Raw genomic sequence first — 18,202 nt, 5'->3', positions numbered from 1 at the left:
CTGGCACCAGGGCGGCACCAGCTGGAGCGCACGGATGTCTGAGGTATGGCGAGGGGGTCGGATGGGCACCAGGATCTCGGGCGAACTGTCGCCGGCGATGGTCGAGCGTGGGCTGTACGCGGTGCACTTCTGGGCAGTCGACACCCGCAACCACCGATACCTGCGATCGCAATTCGAAGACCCCGATCGCGGCACCTTCCAGCCCGGCTGTGTGCTGAACAGCTTCATGATCCCGGCGCGCTGGGCGTTCCGGTCCGAACTGTCATCGGACGAACTCGGCGACGACCGCGACAAGTCCCGCGACTGCCGCCTGTGCTTCCGGACGAGGCGATGACCGTGGGCTGGTGGATCACTGACGACGGCCTCGAAGTCGACACCGACCGCGACACCGGCCAGGTCATCGACGAGACCGGGCGGCGCACCGTGGCCGAGTTCGCCGCGTGGGCCCTGGCCGGCGTCGAACAAGGGCGCACCATCGACGACCTCGCCAAGGCCGCCCAATGCGGCGACGCCTTGATCCGCCTCGCGATCCTCGTGGCCCGCCGCCACCGCGCCGCCGGCCACCACACCGCCGAGGCCCGGCCCGCCGAGGCAAAGCCTGCTGAGGAACGGCCCGCCGAGGCAAGGCCTGCCGAGGATCGAGCCGCCGAGGATCGAGCCGCCGAGGATCGAGCTGCGGAGGACCGCCCCGCCGAGAACTCCACCCACACCTGACCAACCCTCACCCAGCTCCCGGCCGCCGCCCTGGTGCCCCGACCCGGTGCGGCGGCCGGGTTCCGACCTTCACCGCCCGGCGGTGGATCGACGGTGGAGGGCGAACGCCCCCGGTGACTTCTCGGACGCCGGGGGCGTCGCGCCGCCTCGGGGTCCCGGGTCCGCCGCCGCCGTCGTGGGAAGATCCCGTGGTGCCTGCCCTAGCCGAGATCCTCGACGTCCTCGAACGCCACTACCCGCCGCGCCTCGCGGAGAAGTGGGATGCCGTCGGGCTCGTGTGCGGGGACCCGGCGGAGGAAGTCACGCGGGTGCTGTTCTGCGTCGACCCCGTCGAGGAGACGGTGGCCGAGGCCGAGGACCTGGGCGCGCAGCTGATCGTCGCGCACCACCCCTTGCTACTGCGCGGGGTGCACGGCGTGCCCGCCGACACGGTCAAGGGCGGGCTCGTGCACCGCCTCATCCGCGGCGGCCGCGCGCTCTACTGCGCGCACACCAACGCCGACTCGGCCGACCCCGGCGTGTCAGACGCGCTCGCGAAAACCATCGGCCTCACCGTCGACCGGCCGCTCGACCCGCAGGAACCCGGTGGCCGCACGGGCATCGGGCGGATCGGGCACCTGGCCGAAGCCGAGCCGTTCGCGGTGTTCGTGCAGCGCGTCGCCGAGGCCTTGCCGGCCACCGTGCCGGGCGTGCTGGGCGCGGGGGATCCGGATCGGCCGATCCGCACCGTCGCGGTGTCCGGCGGCGCGGGCGACTCCTACCTCGCGCGCGCCACCGCCGAGGGCGTCGACGCCTACGTGACGGCGGACCTGCGCCACCACCCGGCCGGTGAGCACCTCGCCGCCGCGGGGCCCGCGCTGGTCGGGCTCACGCACTGGGCCAGCGAATGGCCCTGGTGCGAGCAGGCCTCGGCCCTTGTCGACGCGGCCTTTGCGGGTAACGTCGACAGTCACGTCTCCACGAGGTGCACCGACCCGTGGACCGTCCGAGCGACCCCCGCCAGCTGACACCGCAAGTCCCCCCCGAATTCCACAAGGAGCACCGTGAAGGCCGACCCCGCCGTCCAGCGCCAGCTGCTCGAACTCGCGAAGGTGGACGCCGAGCTTTCGCGCACTGCGCACCGCCGGCGCACACTTCCCGAGCTCGCCGAGATCGACGCGGGCGAGAAGACCGTGCGCGAGAAGCGCGACGCGCTGGTGTCCGTGCAGACCGCCGCGTCGGACCTCGACCGCGAGATCGCCCGGCAGGAGAAGGAGGTCGAGTCGGTGCGGGCCCGCGAGGACCGCGACCGCAAGCTGCTGGAGTCGGGCTCCGTCAACGCCAAGCAGATGACCGACATCGAGCACGAGCTGCAGACGCTCGGCCGCCGCCAGAGCGCGCTCGAAGACGACCTGCTGGAGCTCATGGAGCAGCGCGAGGCCCTGGAGCTCGACGCGCAGCGCACCGGCGCCGAGGTCGACAAGGCCGAGGCAGGCGTCGCGGCCGCGATGGAGCGTCGCGACGAGGAGTTCAAGGACCTCGACACCACCCGTGCCCGCCGCGACGAAGACCGCGCGAAGCTGCTGCCGCGCTTCCCGGAGCCGGTGCTCAAGCTGTACACACGCGTGCTGGACCACAAGGGCATCGGCGCGGCTCTGCTGCGCGCCCGCCGCTGCGGCGCCTGCCAGCTGGAGCTGGACCGCAACACCATCGCCGAGATCAAGGCGACGCCAGAGGACACCGTCGTCCAGTGCGAGAACTGCGGGGCGATCCTGGTCCGTACGTTGGAGTCGGGCCTGTGACCGACCGGGTCGTCGTCGAGGCCGACGGGGGATCCCGGGGCAACCCGGGTCCGGCCGGCTACGGCGCGGTCGTGAAGGACGCCGCCACCGGCGAGGTGCTGGCCGAGCGCCACGAGTTCCTCGGTGTGGTGACCAACAACGTCGCGGAGTACTCCGGGCTCATCGCGGCGCTGACCGCGGCGGCGGAGACCGGCGCGTCCATTGTGGACGTGCGGATGGACTCCAAGCTGGTCGTGGAGCAGATGTCCGGCCGCTGGAAGATCAAGCACGCCGCGCTGCAGCCGCTCGCCGCGCGGGCGCGTGAACTCGCGGACGGGTTCGATCGTGTCACCTACATGTGGATCCCGCGCGCAGAGAACTCCGACGCCGACCACCTCGCCAACGTCGCGATGGACAGTGGCACCGGCAAGGCCACCCCCCAGGCCCCCGCGCAGACCAAGCCGCAGGTCAAGACCACCTCCGGCACCGGCGAAGCCGACCGCGTCGCCAAGGCCGGCTGGACCGGCGCGCGCGGCACGCCCACCCGACTGCTGCTCCTGCGCCACGGCCAGACCGAGATGTCGGTCGACCGCCGCTACTCCGGCCGCGGCGACGTGCCGCTCACCGAGCGTGGGCGCGGCCAGGCGGCCGCGGCGGCGAAACGGCTCGGCGCGTGGCCGGGCCTCGTCTCCGAAGACGGCGAGGCCGCCCCCATCGTCTCCTCGCCTCTGACCAGGACGAAGCAGACCGCGCAGGCCGTGGCCGACGCGCTCGGTACCCGCTTCGTCACGCACCCGGGCCTCATCGAGACCGACTTCGGCGAGTGGGAGGGCCTCACCTTCGCCGAGGCCGCCGAACGCGACCCCGAGCTGCACCGCTGCTGGCTGCGCGACTCGTCGTGCGCGCCGCCCGGGGGCGAGAGCTTCGACGCGGTCCACGAGCGCGTCGGCCAGGCCCGCCGCGACCTGATCGAGCAGTACGAGGGGAAGACGATCATCGTCGTCAGCCACGTCACGCCCATCAAGACGCTGCTGCGGATGGGGCTCGACGCGGGCCCGAGCCTGCTGTTCCGCCTGCACCTGGACCTGGCGTCGCTCTCGATCGTGGAGTTCTACCCGGACGGCAACTCCTCCGTGCATCTCGCCAACGACATTTCACACCTGTCCTGACGGTTTCCCACCCCTGAAAATGTGGGACGGATCACGCTGGAGGACGACGCGTGAGCGGGCGCCGATCCGGTATTGGCTAGAGTGCTGTGTCGACCGCGGCGCCGCGGCGCGGGTTCCACCCGGGATCCTCATCAGGGGGGCGCAGGCTCGTGCGTTTCTCGGCAAGCTCTGCGAGTAGAAACAGTGACGAGGTAATGACCGCTAGCGCACTCACCGAAGCATCCGAACGCGACCTCCCCGGCGAGGACGCGCCCGTGACCGCCGTCGGCCTGCGCCACGGCTGGATCGCCTCCGTGCTGGCGGTGCTGGCCGGTGTCGCCGCGGTCGCGTGGCACGCCACGCGCTACGGCCACTGGATCGTGGACGACGCGGCCATCACGTTCTCCTACTCGCGCAGCCTGGCCGACGGCCTCGGCCCCGTCCTGCAGCCGGGCGCGCCGCCCGTCGAGGGCTTCTCCGACCCGACGTGGATGGTCCTGCTCGCCGGCGGGAAGCTCGTCGGCCTGTTCGACCACGGCCTGCTGTTCGGCATCCCCGACTACGTGCTGTTCCCGAAGCTGCTCGGCCTGCTGTTCACCGCCGGCATCCTCACGCTGTGCCACGTCACCGCGCGCCAGATCTTCCCGCGCCACGCGTGGGCGGTCACGCTGGCCGTAGGCCTCACGCTGGCGACCATCCCGTCGTTCGTGATCTGGGTGGTTTCGGGCCTCGAGAACTCGCTGTTCGCGTTCGCGGTGCTCGGCCTCGCGGTGCTGCTGTTCACCGCGGTGCGCAAGGAACGCACGCTCACGTGGAAGGTCGCGGTGGGTGCGGGCGTGATCGTGGCGTTCGCCGCGCTGACGCGTCCGGAAGGCCTGATCTACGCCGGCGCGTACCCGATCGTCCTGCTCTACGGCGTGCGGCGCGAGGGTTTCTGGGTCAGCTTCCGCTACGCAGTGCTGTCCATTGTGGCTTTCGCGGTCCCGTTCGGCGCTTATGTGGCGTGGCGCCACAGCGAGTTCGGCGGCCGGTTCCTCGCCAATCCGTCGGTGGCGAAGAAGCAGGGTCTGCCCGACCTGATGTCGTTGGTCCGGCCCGGCACCCTGATCCTCTACGCCGGTGTCGCCGCCGTGGTCGTGCTCGCGGTGGTCGTGATCTGGGCGCTGTGCAAGGCGCCGTGGCGGCGCCCGCTGGCCGCGCTGATCACGCCCTTCGCGCTCGGCGTGATCGCCTTCGGCGTGATGGTGCCCGACTGGATGGCGCAGTTCCGCTTCGCTACGCCGGTGTGGGTGCTGGGCGTGCTCGCGGGCACGCTCTCGTTCGGCGAGCTGCTGCGCACGGTGAAGGTGCGCTGGCGCGCGGTCGCGTCCGTGGTCGTGGTGGCCGCGGCGATCCCGTCGCTGGTCGGTTTCGTGCAGCAGTCCGACGAGTTCATCAAGAGCCCCACCGTGCCGGCGTGCCTGATCGCCGACCGCTTCGGCCGCGGCTTCAACACCTACGCCGACATGCTGGGCCTGCAGCAGGCGTCGCTGCTGCTGCCGGACCTCGGCGGCTCGTCGATGACCAGCCGGCTGCAGCTCGTGGACATGGCGGGCCTGGTCAACGCGCCCATCGCCGACCTCACGCACGACGAGAACATGGCGGGCCTGCGCGACTACGTGTTCGACACGGTCAAGCCCACCTTCATCCACTCGTGGGGCCCGTGGGCCGGCGGCAACGGCATCTCCCTCGACCCGCGCATCGACCGCGACTACTACCCGATCTTCATCTACCCCGGCCCGGGCCTGCGCAACGGCGACTGGGTCCGCAAGGACGCGGTGAAGGATCCGGCGAAGCTCCAGGCCGTCCAGCGCTACGCGGCGACCACCATGATGGACGTCGAGGCCTACCGCTTCGGCAACGGCCTCGACGACTGCGGTCCCACGCTGGAGCCGGGGCAGACGATCCCGCCGCGGCCGTAGCTTCCGTCACCGGCCCGTAAGGCTCTTCCGGCACCCGCTGCTGGACGCTCCGGGCGCACTTGGCCGCGCCGCAATCCCTCAGGGCAGCACCAGCCACAACGCGGTGGTCGCCGCGGCGAGGGAGACGGGTGTGGTCAACGCGCCCAGCGCCGTGAACTCCCTCACCCTCGGCGTGTGCCCGTGGCGGGCCAGCACGCGGCGCCACAGCAGCGTCGCCAGGGAGCCGAGATAGGTCGCGTTCGGTCCGACGTTCACGCCGATCAGCACGGCCAGCAGCACGCCCGTGTTCGGGTGGTCGCCCAGCACCGACAGCAGGATCAGCGTCGCGGGCAGGTTGTTGACGAGGTTCGCCAGCACGGCCGCGATCGCGGTGGTGAGCAGCAGCTCGGGCAGCCCCGCCGTCGTGGGCAGGAACGCTTTGAGGGCGCCGCCGAGCACGTGTTCGTCGACGGCCTCCACCGTGATGGCCAGGCCGAGCACGAACAGCACCAGCATCGGTGACGCCTCTGTGATCACCTGCCACGGCTTGATCTTGCGTTCGCCCAGCGCCCGCGCGCTGAGCACGACCGCCGCCAGCGCCGCGATCCAGACGGGCTCGACGTGCACGAGCTGGCCCACGCCGAAGCCGACGAGCATCACGCCGAGCACGACGAGCGCGAACACCGGCGCCTCGCGGTGCTGCGGCTTTTCGGCGCTGCGGGGGCCTTCGAGGTCGCGTTTGAAGAACCTCGCGAACACGGCCAGCTCGAACAGGATCGTGACCAGCCACGGCAGCGCCATCAGCGCGGTGAAGCCGGCGAACGTGAGCCCGGACGCGGCGAAGGCCAGCAGGTTGGTCAGGTTGGAGACGGGCAGCAGCGTCGAGGCCGAGTTGGCGAGGTGCGCGCAGGCGTAGACGTGGGGCTTCGACTCGAGCGTGAGCCCCTCGGCCGTGGCCAGCACGACGGGCGTGAGGAGCACAACGGTCGCGTCGAGGCTGAGCACCGCCGTCACGCCTGCCGCGGCGACGAAGGTGAGCACGAGCAGCCGCTTGGGCTCACCCCGGCAGACTTCGGCCAGCCGGCTGCCCAGCCAGGTGAACACGCCGTCGATGGCGGCGAGGTGGCTGACGAGCAGGATGGCGGCCAGGAACCCCATCGTCGGCAGGATCTCGACGACCCGTTGCCACGCGGCCGCGGGCGTGGTGAGCCCGATGGCGAGCACCACCGCCGCGACCGGAACCGCGACGACCGCCTCGGGCAGCCCGCGCGGGCGCACCATCGCGAACCCCAGCGTCACGGCCAGGAGCACAAGGGAGACGACCGCGGCGAGGGGTTCGGGCACGCGAGAACGCTAATCGAGCCCACCCGGCGACCGGTGAGCGGCTGTTGAACGTGCTGCCGCAGCCCTGCCCGCACGCCTAGGCGGAGCCTAGGCAGACAACTCAGCGAGTTCGCGTTCCTTCTCACGGATCACCGGCAGCACGTTCTTCCCGAAGTGCTCCACGTCTTCCAGGTAGTGCAGGAAACCGAGCAGCAGCGTTCGCCTTCTCGATGATCTCGCGCAGCACGGCTTCGGCCTCGCCGGCGGATTCGCGCGCGATGACGAACCCATTGAGTCCGAATCGGACAGTGCGGCCATTCGCGATGGCGCGGACGTCTTCGACCTGTTCGGTGAAGCCGTCGTAGTCCTTGCCGTTGCCGCAGTACCAGTCGGACACGCGGCCTCGCCGCCGAACTCGGCGTGGTCGTTCGTCCAGAGCTCGCGCACGGCGGTGATGAACTCCTCCGTGCGGCGGTAGCGCTCGTCGTGTTCGAGCCACGGTTCGCCCAGTTTGGTGAATTCGTCCTTGAACCAGCCGCGCTCGCGACGAACTTCGCGAGCACACCGGGGTGCCACAGCCCGAGATGGATCGCGGCGATCACCTTGAGACGCTGCGTCGCCAGCAGCAGCGCGAGGCTGAAGCCCGTGGACTCGTCTGCAGGTCCGGTGCGGACATGCCGCGAGTGAAACAGCGGCCCTGAACAGCGTCAACGCACGTCCACGGCGTGAGATCATCCACAAAGGACCTTGCGCTGATCGACTTGAACCGGTTTTGGGCGGGGTCCGTACTCCCCTTTGCGAAGGGAGCTGGTGGCCGTGGACCTGATCAACGTCGTGGAGCTCGTGGCGCTGGCGGTGATCGTGACGCTCGGCGTCGTCGAACTGCTCGCCCCGCCGCGCGCCCGTCCGGCGGTGCGCGGGTACGATTCCGGGGCGGACGAGTTGGCTGGACGGTCGCGAATCGGGGTGACCCGGTCCGAGGAAAGTCCGGACTCCGCAGGGCAGGGTGGTTGCTAACAGCAACCCGGGGCGACCCGCGGGACAGTGCCACAGAAAACAGACCGCCCCCGTTTCCGGACGGGGGTAAGGGTGAAACGGTGGTGTAAGAGACCACCAGCACCCCGGGTGACCGGGGTGGCTCGGTAAACCCCACCCGGAGCAAGGCCAAGAGGGAGCTGCCGCTCCTGCGCAGGCGCTTGAGGACGGCCCGTCCGATGCCTGCGGGTAGGCCGCTGGAGCCTGCCGGCAACGGCAGGCCGAGATGGATGACCGTCGCCCGACCGGCCGCGAGGTCGCGCCGGGCACAGGATCCGGCTTACACGCCAACTCGTCCGCCCTGCTTTGGGGCTTCTGCCGCCCCGGGCCAAAACCCACCCCAACCCCAAGACACCACCATCTACCGCCCGGTAGCATCCCGCCCATGGGCGAAGCAGCCGAAGCGGCGAAGAAGTTCAAGGGCACCTTCGACACCCTCCACTCCCTGATCTACTTCGTCCCCGAAGCCGAAGAGCACCTCACCGCCGCGGGGCTCCGGCCCGGGCGCATGACGTACTTCGCCAGCCGCTCGGCACCCATGGGAGCGGTAGACGCCGGCGTGGTGGCCGCGACGTTCTACAACTTCAACCCCGAGATCGTCGAACGCCACATCCCGCGCGCCTGGACCCTCGCCACACCCGAACAAATCACCGAAGCCCGCTTCACCGCCGTGGACGCCGCCCTCAGCAGGCTCCTCGGCGACGAGATCCACGCCGAAACCACCGCCGAAGCCGCCGAGCTCGCGCGTGAAGCCGCGGACGGCTGCAGCCCGGAAGGCCGAGCCCTCTACGCCGGCCACGCGAGCCTCGCCTGGCCCGAAAAGCCGCACCTCGTCCTCTGGCACGCCCTCACGCTCCTGCGCGAGCACCGCGGCGACGCCCACGTCGCCGCCCTCATGCTCCACGGCCTCGACGGCCTGGCCGCCCTCGTCACGCACGTCGCGAGCGGAGCCGGCTTCACGCCCCACATGGCCAAGAGCACGCGCGGCTGGAGCGACGAGCAGTGGGACGCCGAGGTCGCCCGCCTGGCGAGCCAGGGCGTCATCGGCCCCGACGGCGACCTCACGGACAAGGGTGCCGACCTCCGTGAGCGCGTCGAGGCCGCCACGAACGCCGCCTCCGAAGGCCCCTGGCGGCACCTGGGTGGGGAAAAATCCGCCCGCCTCGCCGAGCTGTGCCGGCCGCTGAGCCGCGCCGTCGTCAAGGCCGGTGCGTTTCCGCGAGCGGTGACCTCTTCCCGATAAGGCACCTCTCGTGCCCGATGTCCGGAATCACGCTATGTAGTGAAAATCCCGGTCCGACTTGCGCGTATCGTGACGAGCGCCTCACTGCTCCCGGCGACCCTGGGGCAGCGTGGCGGTGACACTGCGGGCTCACTCGGAGAGGCCGAATGGGGCATGCCACACTGGCTCCGGCCGGATATCGACCACTTGGGAAGTACCGAGAGTGAGCAAAACACTTCCAGCAGGGTGAGTTCGTGGGTCCACTGCGAAATCCGGGTGGCCGGGGTTAATCCCAAGCACCCTTGCCCCCATGATGGAGGGCGAGGAATTCTGACCCAGACGACCCCAGCCCCATCCGTGTCCACAAGTCGACATTTACACAGCGCGCTTTGACCACTACCCCTTGTGACGCCATGATGTTGTTCGAGGCTTCGCCGAAGCCAGAAGCGCGCGGGACCGTCCGCGCACCGGGAGTATCGCGATGACCACCATGACCACGCTCGAGACGCTGGCTGCCGGCGAACTCGGCACCGGAAACGTCCGAAACTGGTTGCTCGACAACATCGTCCCCCTGGTGTTGCTGGCCGTCGCGCTCCTGTTGCTCTGGCTCGGTGGCGGCAAGGGTGACAACGCCGGTGTCATGCGCAGGCTCGCGGGTGTCGTCATCGCGCTCGCCATCATCGGACTCGCGGTCAGTGGCGCCGGCGTCAACGTGGGCCAGTGGATCGCCGGCCTGTTCACGGGCTGAGGCGGAGCAGGCGTGCGCATCAGGACGGATGACGAGGTCTACCGGGTCGACGCCGTCTGGCTCGGCCCGCCGAAGGCGACTTTTCCCTGGAGGGCCCGCTACGTAGCGTGGCTCATCGGCATACCCATCTTCCTGGTCGTGCTCACCATCGAACGGTGGGCCGGCTGGAGCTTCGGATTCTTCTCCACGGCGTGGGCGTTCGTGGCCACGATCCTGATCACTCGGCTGATCACCGCCAAGATCAGCCACGAGCGCCCGTTGGGCGCGGTGATCGGGATGGCCGGCCGCGAGCTCAACACACCGCGTGAGAAGCCCGCGGGCACGGGCGGCGCCGTCAGCGCCAGCCGCATCCGCGTGCGGGCCGAGCGCCCGTTGCCGAAGCACAAGAGGAGGCGGCAGTACCGGCACCACGGCTACGGCCAGGGCACCGGGGTTTCGGCCGGAGCACAGGGAGCACCACGAGCGCGCCGGAGCCGCCCCGCGGCTCGGGCCGGGAGGTAGTCGTTGTTCGGTCGCGGCGGAAGCCGAGGAAAGCGGGATCGAAGCGTGCCCACGGGCGCCTGGGAAACCCCGCAGCAGGTCCGGCAACCCTCGCCGAGGAACAACTCCTCGGCGGGCAAGAGGCTGCCCGGTGAGCAGGCCATACCCGCGTACACGCCGTCGATCGCGGCGCGCAGCATCGACGGGCACCTGCTGCGCACCGGGCACGAGGTGTACGCCTGGTACCGGCTCGCGCCCCAGCGGTGGTCGTTCCGCTCCGACTCCCAGCGCCGCGACCTGATCGCGGCCATCGCGGGCCAGTACGCGGAGCTGCAGGGCCGCTGGCTGCACCTGCGCGTGACCAACCGGCCGTACCCGATCCGCATGTGGGCCGAGGCCCACGTGCACAACGCCGTCGGCCGTCCCCAGGACGTGCCGGGCGCCCTTTCCTTCGACGACTACCTGATCGGCGAGCAGCAGCAGCTGATGGGCCGGTCGATGGCCGAAAAAGAGGTCTACCTCGGCGTCCAGGTGCAGACCCGGCGCATGGTCGACCGCGCCGTCGAACGCGCCGCCCCGGTGCTGCGCAAGATCCTGCCCGAGGCCGTCGACGCCGAACTGGTGGCGCTCGACTCCGAGGTCGAGCACCTCGACCAGGTGATCGGCACGGCCGGCCTCGAGGGCCGGCCGGTGCACGCCGAGGAGATGTCCTGGCTGATGCACCGCTCGTGCTCGCTGGGCCTGCCCGCACCGCGCAACATGCCGGCCGTGCCGGGCGCCGCGTGGGAGCCCGAGGACCTCGCCAGCTTCACCGACGCAGCCGACTTCCACGCCGACCCGTACGCGCCCACGGTCACCGTCCGTGGCCGCACAGGGTCCAACGCCGGCGTGTCGCGGCACCTTGCCGTGCTCACCGTCGGCCAGATGCACGGCCTGCAGATCCCCGAGGTCGACGACCCGTGGATCCAGCACGCCGACCGCCTGCCCGCCGCCGTCGAGGTGTCCGCGCGCATCTACGTGCGCCGGCCCGAAGAGGTCGCGGGTGAGCTGCAGCGCCAGATGAACAAGGTCCGCTCGCAGGTCAAGCACTACACCGACGAGCACGAGCTGGAGCCGCCGCAATCGCTTGCGCGCCAGGCCGGGCGCGTGCTGGAGATCGACGACGAGATGACGTCGGGCTTCACCGCGCTGGCCACCCGCGTGCGCTCGTGGTGGCGCCTGGCCGTGTCCGGTCCGACGGAGCGCGACGCGCTGCGCCTCGCCCAGCAACTGCTCGACCTGTACAAGCCGAAGGTCGCGATCGAGCACCCCGAGGCCCAGTACGCGATGGCGCGGGAGTTCATCCCGGGCGAGCCGCTGGCGTCGGCGGCGTACATGCGCCGCGGCTCGGTGGTGTGGACGGCGTCGTCCGTGCCCACGGCCACCGCGGAGGTCGGCGACCGGCGCGGCATCCTGCTCGGCGAGACGGTGACCGCGACCCGCCGGCCGGTGGCGTGGGACCCGTGGATGGCGCAGGAGATCCGCGACGGCTCGGGCCTCACCGCGATGGTGGCCGGCCTGGGTGGCGGCAAGTCGTTCCTCGGCGGCGGCATCGTCTACAAGACGCTGCGCGCCGGGGCGCACTGGACGATCCTCGACCCGTCGGGCCCGCTGGCGCGGCTGTGCGACCTGCCGGAGCTGCGGCCGTACGCGCGGCCGATCAACCTGCTCAACGCGCAGCCCGGCATCCTCAACCCGTACCGCGTGGTCGCCGATCCACTGCTTGAGCACTTCATGGACGAGGACGACCCGGAACGCTCGTGGCGGCGCGAAAAGGCGCTCGCCGGCGCGACCCGGCGCCGCCTGGTGCTCGACGTGCTCACGGGCGTGCTGCCGTACGAGGTGTCGCGCATGGCGCAGACGCGGATCGTGCTGCTGCGCGCCGTCCGCGCCGTCGGCGGTCGCTTCGACGCCGACCCGGGCCAGGTCATCGACGCGCTGCGCCGCGACTCGAGCGAGCACCACGAGCACGCCGTCGTGGTCGCCGACTTCCTCGACGAGATGCGCGAACGCATGGCGCTGCTCATCCCGGAACGCGACGCCGACCCGTACTCCGAGACGCGCGACGATCGCATGACCGTGCTGACCATGGCGGGCCTGACCCTGCCCAAGGACGGCGTGCCGCGCGAGTACTGGACGGACGCGGAGTCGCTCGGCGTCGAGATGCTGAACCTCGCGGCGTGGCTCACGCAGCGGTCGGTGTACGAGAAGCCGAAGGAACAACGCAAGGGCGTCTGGATCGACGAGGCGTTCTTCCTCTCCGAGGTCCCGACCGGCCGCGTGCTGATGAACCGCTTCGCGCGTGACTCGCGAAAGTGGAACGTCCGCGTGCTGCTGTCCTCGCAGATCCCGGCCGACTTCCTGAAGATCCAGGGCTTCGTCGCCCTGCTCGACTCGGTCTTCGTCGGCCGCCTCGACGACGACGACGCCCAGGCCGACGCCCTGCGCCTGCTCAAGGTGCCCGTCGGCGTCGGCTACGAACAGGTCGTCGCCGCGCTCGGCCGCCGGCCCGGCGCGCAACGCGGCACGGAACGCGACGTGGAACCCCGCCAGTTCATCTTCGGCGACGGCGCCGGCGGCGTGGAACGCATCCGCGTCGACTTCTCCGGCCCCCACCTCGACCAGCTGCGCTCGGTCATGGACACCACCCCGGGTTCCCCCGACGCGCACACCAAGCCCGGCGCGGCCCTCGTGCGACCCCACGAGGAAGCGCCCGCCCCCTACGTCCCCACCCCACCGGAGGACGACGAGCTGGAACACGACTTCGAACTCCAAGCCGAGCTCGAAGTCGGCCTTACCGACGAGCAGCTCCTCGGCTCGCCGGACCCGCTCGCGTCCGAGACCGGCGAGGTGGAGGGTGCAGTGCACAACGGAAACGGACAACCTGCCAACGGACACTCCCCGGACCGGCACGCCCGGGCCGGCCGCAAGGGTGGTACCGGCAGGGATGCCGCGTGAACACAGTCTGGACGCTGGCGTTCGTCCTGTCGTTCGCCGCTGGCTGGCACGCGCTGAAGCGGCGTATCAAAGAAGGCCCCAAGCCTGGCGGGCGAAGGCAGCCGAGCCGGCGGGCCGCGATGCTCGCCGTCATCACGATCCTCGGCCTGCAGACGGTGCTCATGGCGCCGTCGGCCAACGCCGCGGCCTGCGGTGAGTCGCCGAACCCCGAGCGTCCCGGCTCCGGCATGGTCGGCGCGATCGACCCTCCGGAAGGCCACGGCGAGCCGGGCAGCGCGTACATCGACTACAGCTACGCGGGCATGGTCTGGAACACCTACCAGACCAACTGCACGGCGCTGTCCGCCATCGCCTCGCCCAGCTCCACGATCGACACGTGGGCGGGCAACCAGCTGTTCAACGTCGGCAAGAACATCGTCGGCGCCACGAACTCGCTGCACTACACCGTGCTCGAGGGCGGGCTGCTGAACCCGATCTACAGCGCGGTGAAATCGGGCGCGGAGAAGGTCTACAACAACATCTACGCGCAGCTGTTCGGGCTCGTCGCGCTGATCCTGTCGATCATGCTGTTCCGCCAGATCTGGCGAGGTGACCTCGCGGCGGTGAGCAAACGGGCGCTGTACGCGCTCGCGGGGGTGTGGCTCGCGGCGTCGTCGCTGGCGATGTTGCGGTACTTCGATCCGATCGACAAAGCGATCGTCCAGACCACCACGAACATCCAGGCGGGCTTCGTCGACGAGAGCTCCGACCGGATCGTGCGCGACATCCTGCCGACGAACCTGCACACCCAGATCGTCTACGACAACTGGCTGCGCGGGGAGTTCGGTTCGCCGACGGCGCCCCAGGCCGACCAGTTCGGCAAACCGCTGCTCGACGCGCAGGCGTTCACCCGCGACCAGCTCGTGAACGGCGACGACGGCAAACAAAACGTCGTCGACGCCAAAAAGGCCGCCTTCAAAGACATCTCCGGCAAGCTCGGCCCCGCCACCGGCTACTTCACCGGCGAGTCCGGCGGCCGCACCGGCGCTGGCTTCCTGGCGCTGGGCCAGAGCATCGTCTACTCACTGTTCCAGTTGCTGGCCAAGGCTTCCGTGCTCCTCGCGCAGGTCTTGATCCGCCTGTTCACGCTCACCGCGCCGCTCATCGGCCTCGTCGCGCTGCTGCACCCGGACATCCTGCGCCGCGTGCTGAAGGTGGCCGGTGGGATCGCGTTCAACCTGGTCGTGCTGTCGGTGCTCGCGGGTGTGCACGCGTTGCTGCTGCAGGCGATCTTCGACGCCGGAAGCTCGCTCAACCTGCTCACGCAGATGGTGCTCGCCGGCCTGATCACGGTGCTGCTGTTCCTCGTCGGACGGCCCGTGCGGCGGCTGTGGCAGATGGTCGAGATGTCCGTCAACGTGGTGGGTGCCGCGGTGCCTTCGCCCAACGGCGGCATTTTCTCCCGCTTCCGAAAGAAGGCCGGGCCGTCGCCGCAGGACGAGTTCTGGCAGAACGTGCGCGAGACCGACGACGTGGTCGACGGCGAAGCGCGCGGTCCGATGGGTGCGACCGTCGGCGGCGGGCGCTACCGGCCGGAGGCCGCGGTCTTCGCCAGCGCCCAGCGGCTCGACAACGGTTCCCGCTCCGCGCGTCCGGCCGCCGCTTGGTCGGGTGCGCCTTGGCCCGGCGCCGTCGGGTCGGCCGGCGAGCGCGCCGCGCTGAGCTCGGGCGGCGGCGGGGCGCCGGTGTTCTCGCAGTACAACCCGGTCACGGGCGAGCCGGGCGACTACGCCGTCGGCGGCCGCCGCGTGCCGACGCGGGAGAGCCGGCGCGTCGACACGTCGCCGGTGGCCGACCGGCGCTGGAGCGACGAGCAGGAACCCGTCGTCGTCCCGTCGCGGATGAGCTCGTCGGACCGCGGCTACGCCTCGCCGGAGTCGATTCCGGAGCAGGCAGGCGTCTACACGCCGCCGGGCATCCGCGCGCAGCCGCGCCGGGTCGACCCGGAAGTGGTCGCGGGCAAGCCCGTTTTCGTGCTGTACCGACCTTCCCGTGGCATCGAGGTCCGCGACACCGACCAGCTCATGGGGCGGTGACGCGTGCCGATCCGGACCAACCGCGGCCGGGCCGCGGTCTACCGCCGCCTGTGGGGCTACCCGCTCCGCTCGCCGCGCCATCTCATGGGCACGATCGTGTTCCTGGCGATCGTGGTCACCGCGCTGGGCATCGTGCTGCCGAAGGTGATGGGCAAACCGGCCACCGCGACGCCGGGCGCGCCGGGCAGCACTTCGGTCACCACGACCACGTCGCAGCCGCCGGGCATCGCGGCACCCGTGCCGACCACCGCGACGCTGCCGACGCGGCTGTCGAGCCCGCTGCTCACCCCGACGTCCGCGGCACCGAACCCCGAGGCCGTCAACGTCGCCAAGCAGTGGGCCACGGCCTGGGTCAACCACCCGGCGGGCATCACCAACGCCGACTGGCTCAACGGCATGCGCGCACTGACCACCGACGAGTTCCTGCCCCAGATGTCCACTGTGGACCCCGCGAACATCACGGCCACGCGCGTGACCGGCGACGCGACGGTCCAGTCCTCCTACACCAGTTCCGTCGTAGTCCTCGTCCCCACTGACGGTCCGAAGCTGTCCATCACCGTGGTCAACACGGGCGCGGGGTGGCGGGTTTCGGACTACGACCAGGCGAGCTGACTCGGTGAAGATCGCTATCCTCGTCGCGGTGCTGGTCGCTGCTGTCTTCGCGACGGTGCTCACCGCGAGCACCGTGACGAAAGTCGTGGTGGACCAGCAGGAAGCCGCCGCCGGCGGGATCCTCAACACCTCGTGCGACGCGGCGATCGGTCCCACGCAGCCCGGCCAGCCGGAGACCGGTGCGGGGCAGGCGCAGAACCTCGACGACGAGCAGCGCGGCATCGTCTCGCTCATCATCTCCATCGGCAAACAGCGCAGCCTCGCCCCGCGCGCCTGGCAGGTGGCGATCCAGGCCGGCATGACCGAGTCGGGCTTGCGCAACCTCAACCACGGCGACCGCGACTCGCTCGGCATCTTCCAGATGCGCCCGTCGATGAACTGGGGCAGCGTCGCCCAGGTCACCGACCCGAACTACGCGATCAACAAGTTCTACGACGTGCTCCTCGCCGTGCCGGACTGGCAGAACGAACGCCCGGGCGACGCCGCGCAAGCCGTGGAACGCTCCGGTTTCCCCGACCGCTACCACAAGTGGGAAGCCATGGCTTCCGTCCTGATCGAGAACCTGGGCCAGGTCGTCGACGCGTCCGGCTGCGGCCAGGGCCTCGGCGCCGCGCTCCCGCCCAGCCAGGCGGCGGCGCAGGCCATCAAGTTCGCGCTGGGGGAGCAGGGCAAGCCCTACGTATGGGGCGCGACCGGTCCCAACGCGTATGACTGTTCCGGTCTCATGCTGCGCGCCTACGAGTCGGCCGGCGTGATCCTGCCGCGCGTCTCCCAGGACCAGTACAAGGCCGGCGCGATGCTCCCGGTGCGCGATGCGCAGCCCGGTGACCTGATCTTCCTCGCGACGGACCCCGCCGACCCGTCCACCATCCACCACGTGGCGATGTACCTGGGCGACGGCAAGATCGTCGAGGCCCAGCAGACGGGCGTGCCCGTGCACGTGCGCCCCTTCTCCTTCGACGAGGCCGAAGTGGTGCCGCAGGCGGTGCGCCCCGGCGTCTAGCATGGAGTTCGGGAGTCACCGGCTCTTGACACGGACCGGGGTGACCGCTAAGGCGATTGACCGGCGCCGCGGATTCACCCGAAGTCGCGGCCTGTCCACGAGCACGCGGCCGCGCGCTGGCAGAGGATGACACACGTGGCACGGAAATTCGGCAAACGAGGCAAGCCCGGCCAGGGCGAGCCCCAGGACCCGGCGACGTTGTTCGGTGCGCCCCAGCCCCCGCGGCAGGCCGCGCACCCCGCGTCGAGCACCCCGCTGGCCGACCACCTGGCCCACGGCTGGCCTGGCGTCGACCCCGGGTACGTCGTGCTGCCCCGCTCCCTGGCCGAGGGCATGTCCCTGCCCTGGCAACAACAAATGGCCGCGTTGCTGGCCCAGTTCCACGCCGAACACGCCGCCTTGGCGTGGCCGATCTACCGCGTTGTGCCCTCGCGCTACGAAAAGCTCGTCGACCTGGACGAAGAACAACTCGCGGAGGCCGGCTACCTCGTCGAGATCGACACCGAAGGCGAGATGATCTACCGCGAACGGAGCGGGCGGAAGGTCGACGACCCGCTGAACACGACCGTTCTGGTGTCCTGTCTGGATCCGATTCCGAAGCCCAAGCCGCGGCCTGCCGCTCCCGCCCCTTCTCAGCCGCTGCGAGCGCCAGCGCCGATGAACATCGGCCCGGCGCCGGTGTGGCGGACGGTGCCGCACCCTGGTGAGGGTGAAGTTCCTGGCGGTCTCGGCAATCCTGGGGCTCCTGGCTCTGCTGGTCCTGGTGGTTCGGTTTCTGGCACTGTTGGCCCTGCTGGTCCTGGTGGTCCGGTTTCTGGCGCTCCTGGCCCTGCTGGTCCGAGCCCTGTCGCTCCGGGTCCTGCTGTCTCGAATGCCGGCCCTGGCCCGGGCGGTCCTGGCTTTCAGGCCCCGCCCGCCGCGCCACCACACCCTGGTTTCGACCCGACATCACACCCTGCGCCACCCAACGGCCCTTCGCCCGACGCAACCGGCTGGCAACACTCCGCCGCAGGTCACCCTGGTGGTTCAACCTTCGCCACTGGTGCCCCGGACCTGAACACAGCCACCTTCGGCACCGGCTCTGCCAACACCGGCGGCCCCGGCGCTCCGGGCTTCACCGCGGCACCTGGAGCCCCAGCCACAGC

The 18,202-nt window shown here is 70.6% G+C and carries 15 protein-coding genes, 1 other RNA gene and 1 pseudogene; 15 read left to right on the top strand and 2 right to left on the bottom strand.

Going from position 1 to position 18,202, the window contains the following annotated elements; genetic code table 11:
• The first annotated feature begins 61 nt into the window (after positions 1–61).
• From AB0383_RS36010 to AB0383_RS35985, 6 genes are all read left to right on the top strand, one after another.
• The gene (locus AB0383_RS36010; RefSeq protein WP_366189695.1) at positions 62–334 is read left to right on the top strand and encodes a hypothetical protein; all 273 of its coding nucleotides are present in this window, start codon (positions 62–64) and stop codon (positions 332–334) included.
• Entirely contained in the window at positions 331–714 is a 384-nt protein-coding gene (locus AB0383_RS36005) for a hypothetical protein (protein ID WP_366189694.1), read from the top strand. The genes AB0383_RS36010 and AB0383_RS36005 overlap by 4 nt, the downstream gene beginning before the upstream one ends.
• Positions 715–905: 191 nt before the next feature.
• A complete protein-coding gene (locus AB0383_RS36000; protein WP_366189693.1) occupies positions 906–1,721 on the top strand; it encodes a Nif3-like dinuclear metal center hexameric protein in 816 nt (271 codons plus the stop codon).
• A gap of 36 nt (positions 1,722–1,757) precedes the next feature.
• The gene (locus AB0383_RS35995) at positions 1,758–2,495 is read left to right on the top strand and encodes a C4-type zinc ribbon domain-containing protein (protein WP_364187783.1); all 738 of its coding nucleotides are present in this window, start codon (positions 1,758–1,760) and stop codon (positions 2,493–2,495) included.
• Positions 2,492–3,643: a bifunctional RNase H/acid phosphatase gene (locus AB0383_RS35990; protein ID WP_364187780.1), complete on the top strand. Its 1,152-nt coding sequence runs from the start codon at positions 2,492–2,494 to the stop codon at positions 3,641–3,643. The genes AB0383_RS35995 and AB0383_RS35990 overlap by 4 nt, the downstream gene beginning before the upstream one ends.
• Before the next feature lie 194 nt (positions 3,644–3,837).
• Positions 3,838–5,583 carry a hypothetical protein gene (locus AB0383_RS35985; protein WP_366189692.1) on the top strand — a complete coding sequence of 582 codons (1,746 nt, stop codon included), beginning with the start codon at positions 3,838–3,840 and terminating at the stop codon, positions 5,581–5,583.
• Between the two features lie 78 nt (positions 5,584–5,661).
• Here the strand turns inward: AB0383_RS35985 and AB0383_RS35980 are convergent, their stop codons facing one another.
• Positions 5,662–6,843 (bottom strand): SLC13 family permease, encoded by a 1,182-nt coding sequence (locus AB0383_RS35980; RefSeq protein ID WP_364187845.1) that lies wholly within the window; start codon positions 6,841–6,843, stop codon positions 5,662–5,664.
• 184 nt (positions 6,844–7,027) lie between these two features.
• A pseudogene (locus AB0383_RS35975) lies at positions 7,028–7,620 on the bottom strand (hypothetical protein).
• Between the two features lie 203 nt (positions 7,621–7,823).
• On the opposite strand from AB0383_RS35975, the gene rnpB reads away from it, so the two are divergent.
• The 9 genes from rnpB (at position 7,824) to AB0383_RS35930 (ending at position 18,114) form a co-directional block, all read left to right on the top strand.
• Positions 7,824–8,219: RNase P RNA component class A (rnpB, locus tag AB0383_RS35970), an RNA gene on the top strand.
• Positions 8,220–8,305: 86 nt separating this feature from the next.
• Positions 8,306–9,163, top strand: a complete 858-nt coding sequence (locus AB0383_RS35965) for a hypothetical protein (RefSeq protein ID WP_366189691.1) — start codon at positions 8,306–8,308, stop codon at positions 9,161–9,163.
• A 460-nt stretch (positions 9,164–9,623) separates the two neighbouring features.
• Complete coding sequence (locus AB0383_RS35960; RefSeq protein WP_326568540.1) at positions 9,624–9,890, top strand: hypothetical protein; 267 nt, start codon at positions 9,624–9,626, stop codon at positions 9,888–9,890.
• Between the two features lie 12 nt (positions 9,891–9,902).
• Complete coding sequence (locus tag AB0383_RS35955) at positions 9,903–10,391, top strand: hypothetical protein (RefSeq protein ID WP_366189690.1); 489 nt, start codon at positions 9,903–9,905, stop codon at positions 10,389–10,391.
• Positions 10,392–10,394: 3 nt separating this feature from the next.
• Positions 10,395–13,367: an ATP-binding protein gene (locus AB0383_RS35950; protein WP_364187768.1), complete on the top strand. Its 2,973-nt coding sequence runs from the start codon at positions 10,395–10,397 to the stop codon at positions 13,365–13,367.
• Positions 13,364–15,442: a magnesium transporter gene (locus tag AB0383_RS35945; protein WP_366189689.1), complete on the top strand. Its 2,079-nt coding sequence runs from the start codon at positions 13,364–13,366 to the stop codon at positions 15,440–15,442. Before AB0383_RS35950 ends, AB0383_RS35945 begins: the two co-directional genes overlap by 4 nt.
• 3 nt (positions 15,443–15,445) lie before the next feature.
• Positions 15,446–16,054, top strand: coding sequence for a hypothetical protein (locus AB0383_RS35940; protein ID WP_366189688.1), 609 nt, complete (start codon positions 15,446–15,448; stop codon positions 16,052–16,054).
• A gap of 4 nt (positions 16,055–16,058) precedes the next feature.
• Complete coding sequence (locus tag AB0383_RS35935) at positions 16,059–17,057, top strand: C40 family peptidase (RefSeq protein ID WP_364187759.1); 999 nt, start codon at positions 16,059–16,061, stop codon at positions 17,055–17,057.
• A 709-nt stretch (positions 17,058–17,766) separates the two neighbouring features.
• Positions 17,767–18,114, top strand: coding sequence for a hypothetical protein (locus AB0383_RS35930; RefSeq protein ID WP_366189687.1), 348 nt, complete (start codon positions 17,767–17,769; stop codon positions 18,112–18,114).
• Positions 18,115–18,202 lie beyond the last annotated feature (88 nt).

It is taken from the genome of Amycolatopsis sp. NPDC051373 (genome assembly GCF_040689465.1).
GTDB lineage: Bacteria > Actinomycetota > Actinomycetes > Mycobacteriales > Pseudonocardiaceae > Amycolatopsis.
This window is presented reverse-complemented; position numbering and strand designations above follow the sequence as displayed.

What these genes read in the sequence shown, in the direction of transcription:
- AB0383_RS35985 (WP_366189692.1), top strand. Translation starts at nt 3,838, where the DNA reads ATGACCGCTAGCGCACTCACCGAAGCATCCGAACGCGACCTCCCCGGC.
- AB0383_RS36005 (WP_366189694.1), top strand. Translation starts at nt 331, where the DNA reads ATGACCGTGGGCTGGTGGATCACTGACGACGGCCTCGAAGTCGACACC.
- AB0383_RS35965 (WP_366189691.1), top strand. Translation starts at nt 8,306, where the DNA reads ATGGGCGAAGCAGCCGAAGCGGCGAAGAAGTTCAAGGGCACCTTCGAC.
- AB0383_RS35980 (WP_364187845.1), bottom strand. Translation starts at nt 6,843, where the DNA reads ATGGTGCGCCCGCGCGGGCTGCCCGAGGCGGTCGTCGCGGTTCCGGTC.
- AB0383_RS35960 (WP_326568540.1), top strand. Translation starts at nt 9,624, where the DNA reads ATGACCACCATGACCACGCTCGAGACGCTGGCTGCCGGCGAACTCGGC.
- AB0383_RS36010 (WP_366189695.1), top strand. Translation starts at nt 62, where the DNA reads ATGGGCACCAGGATCTCGGGCGAACTGTCGCCGGCGATGGTCGAGCGT.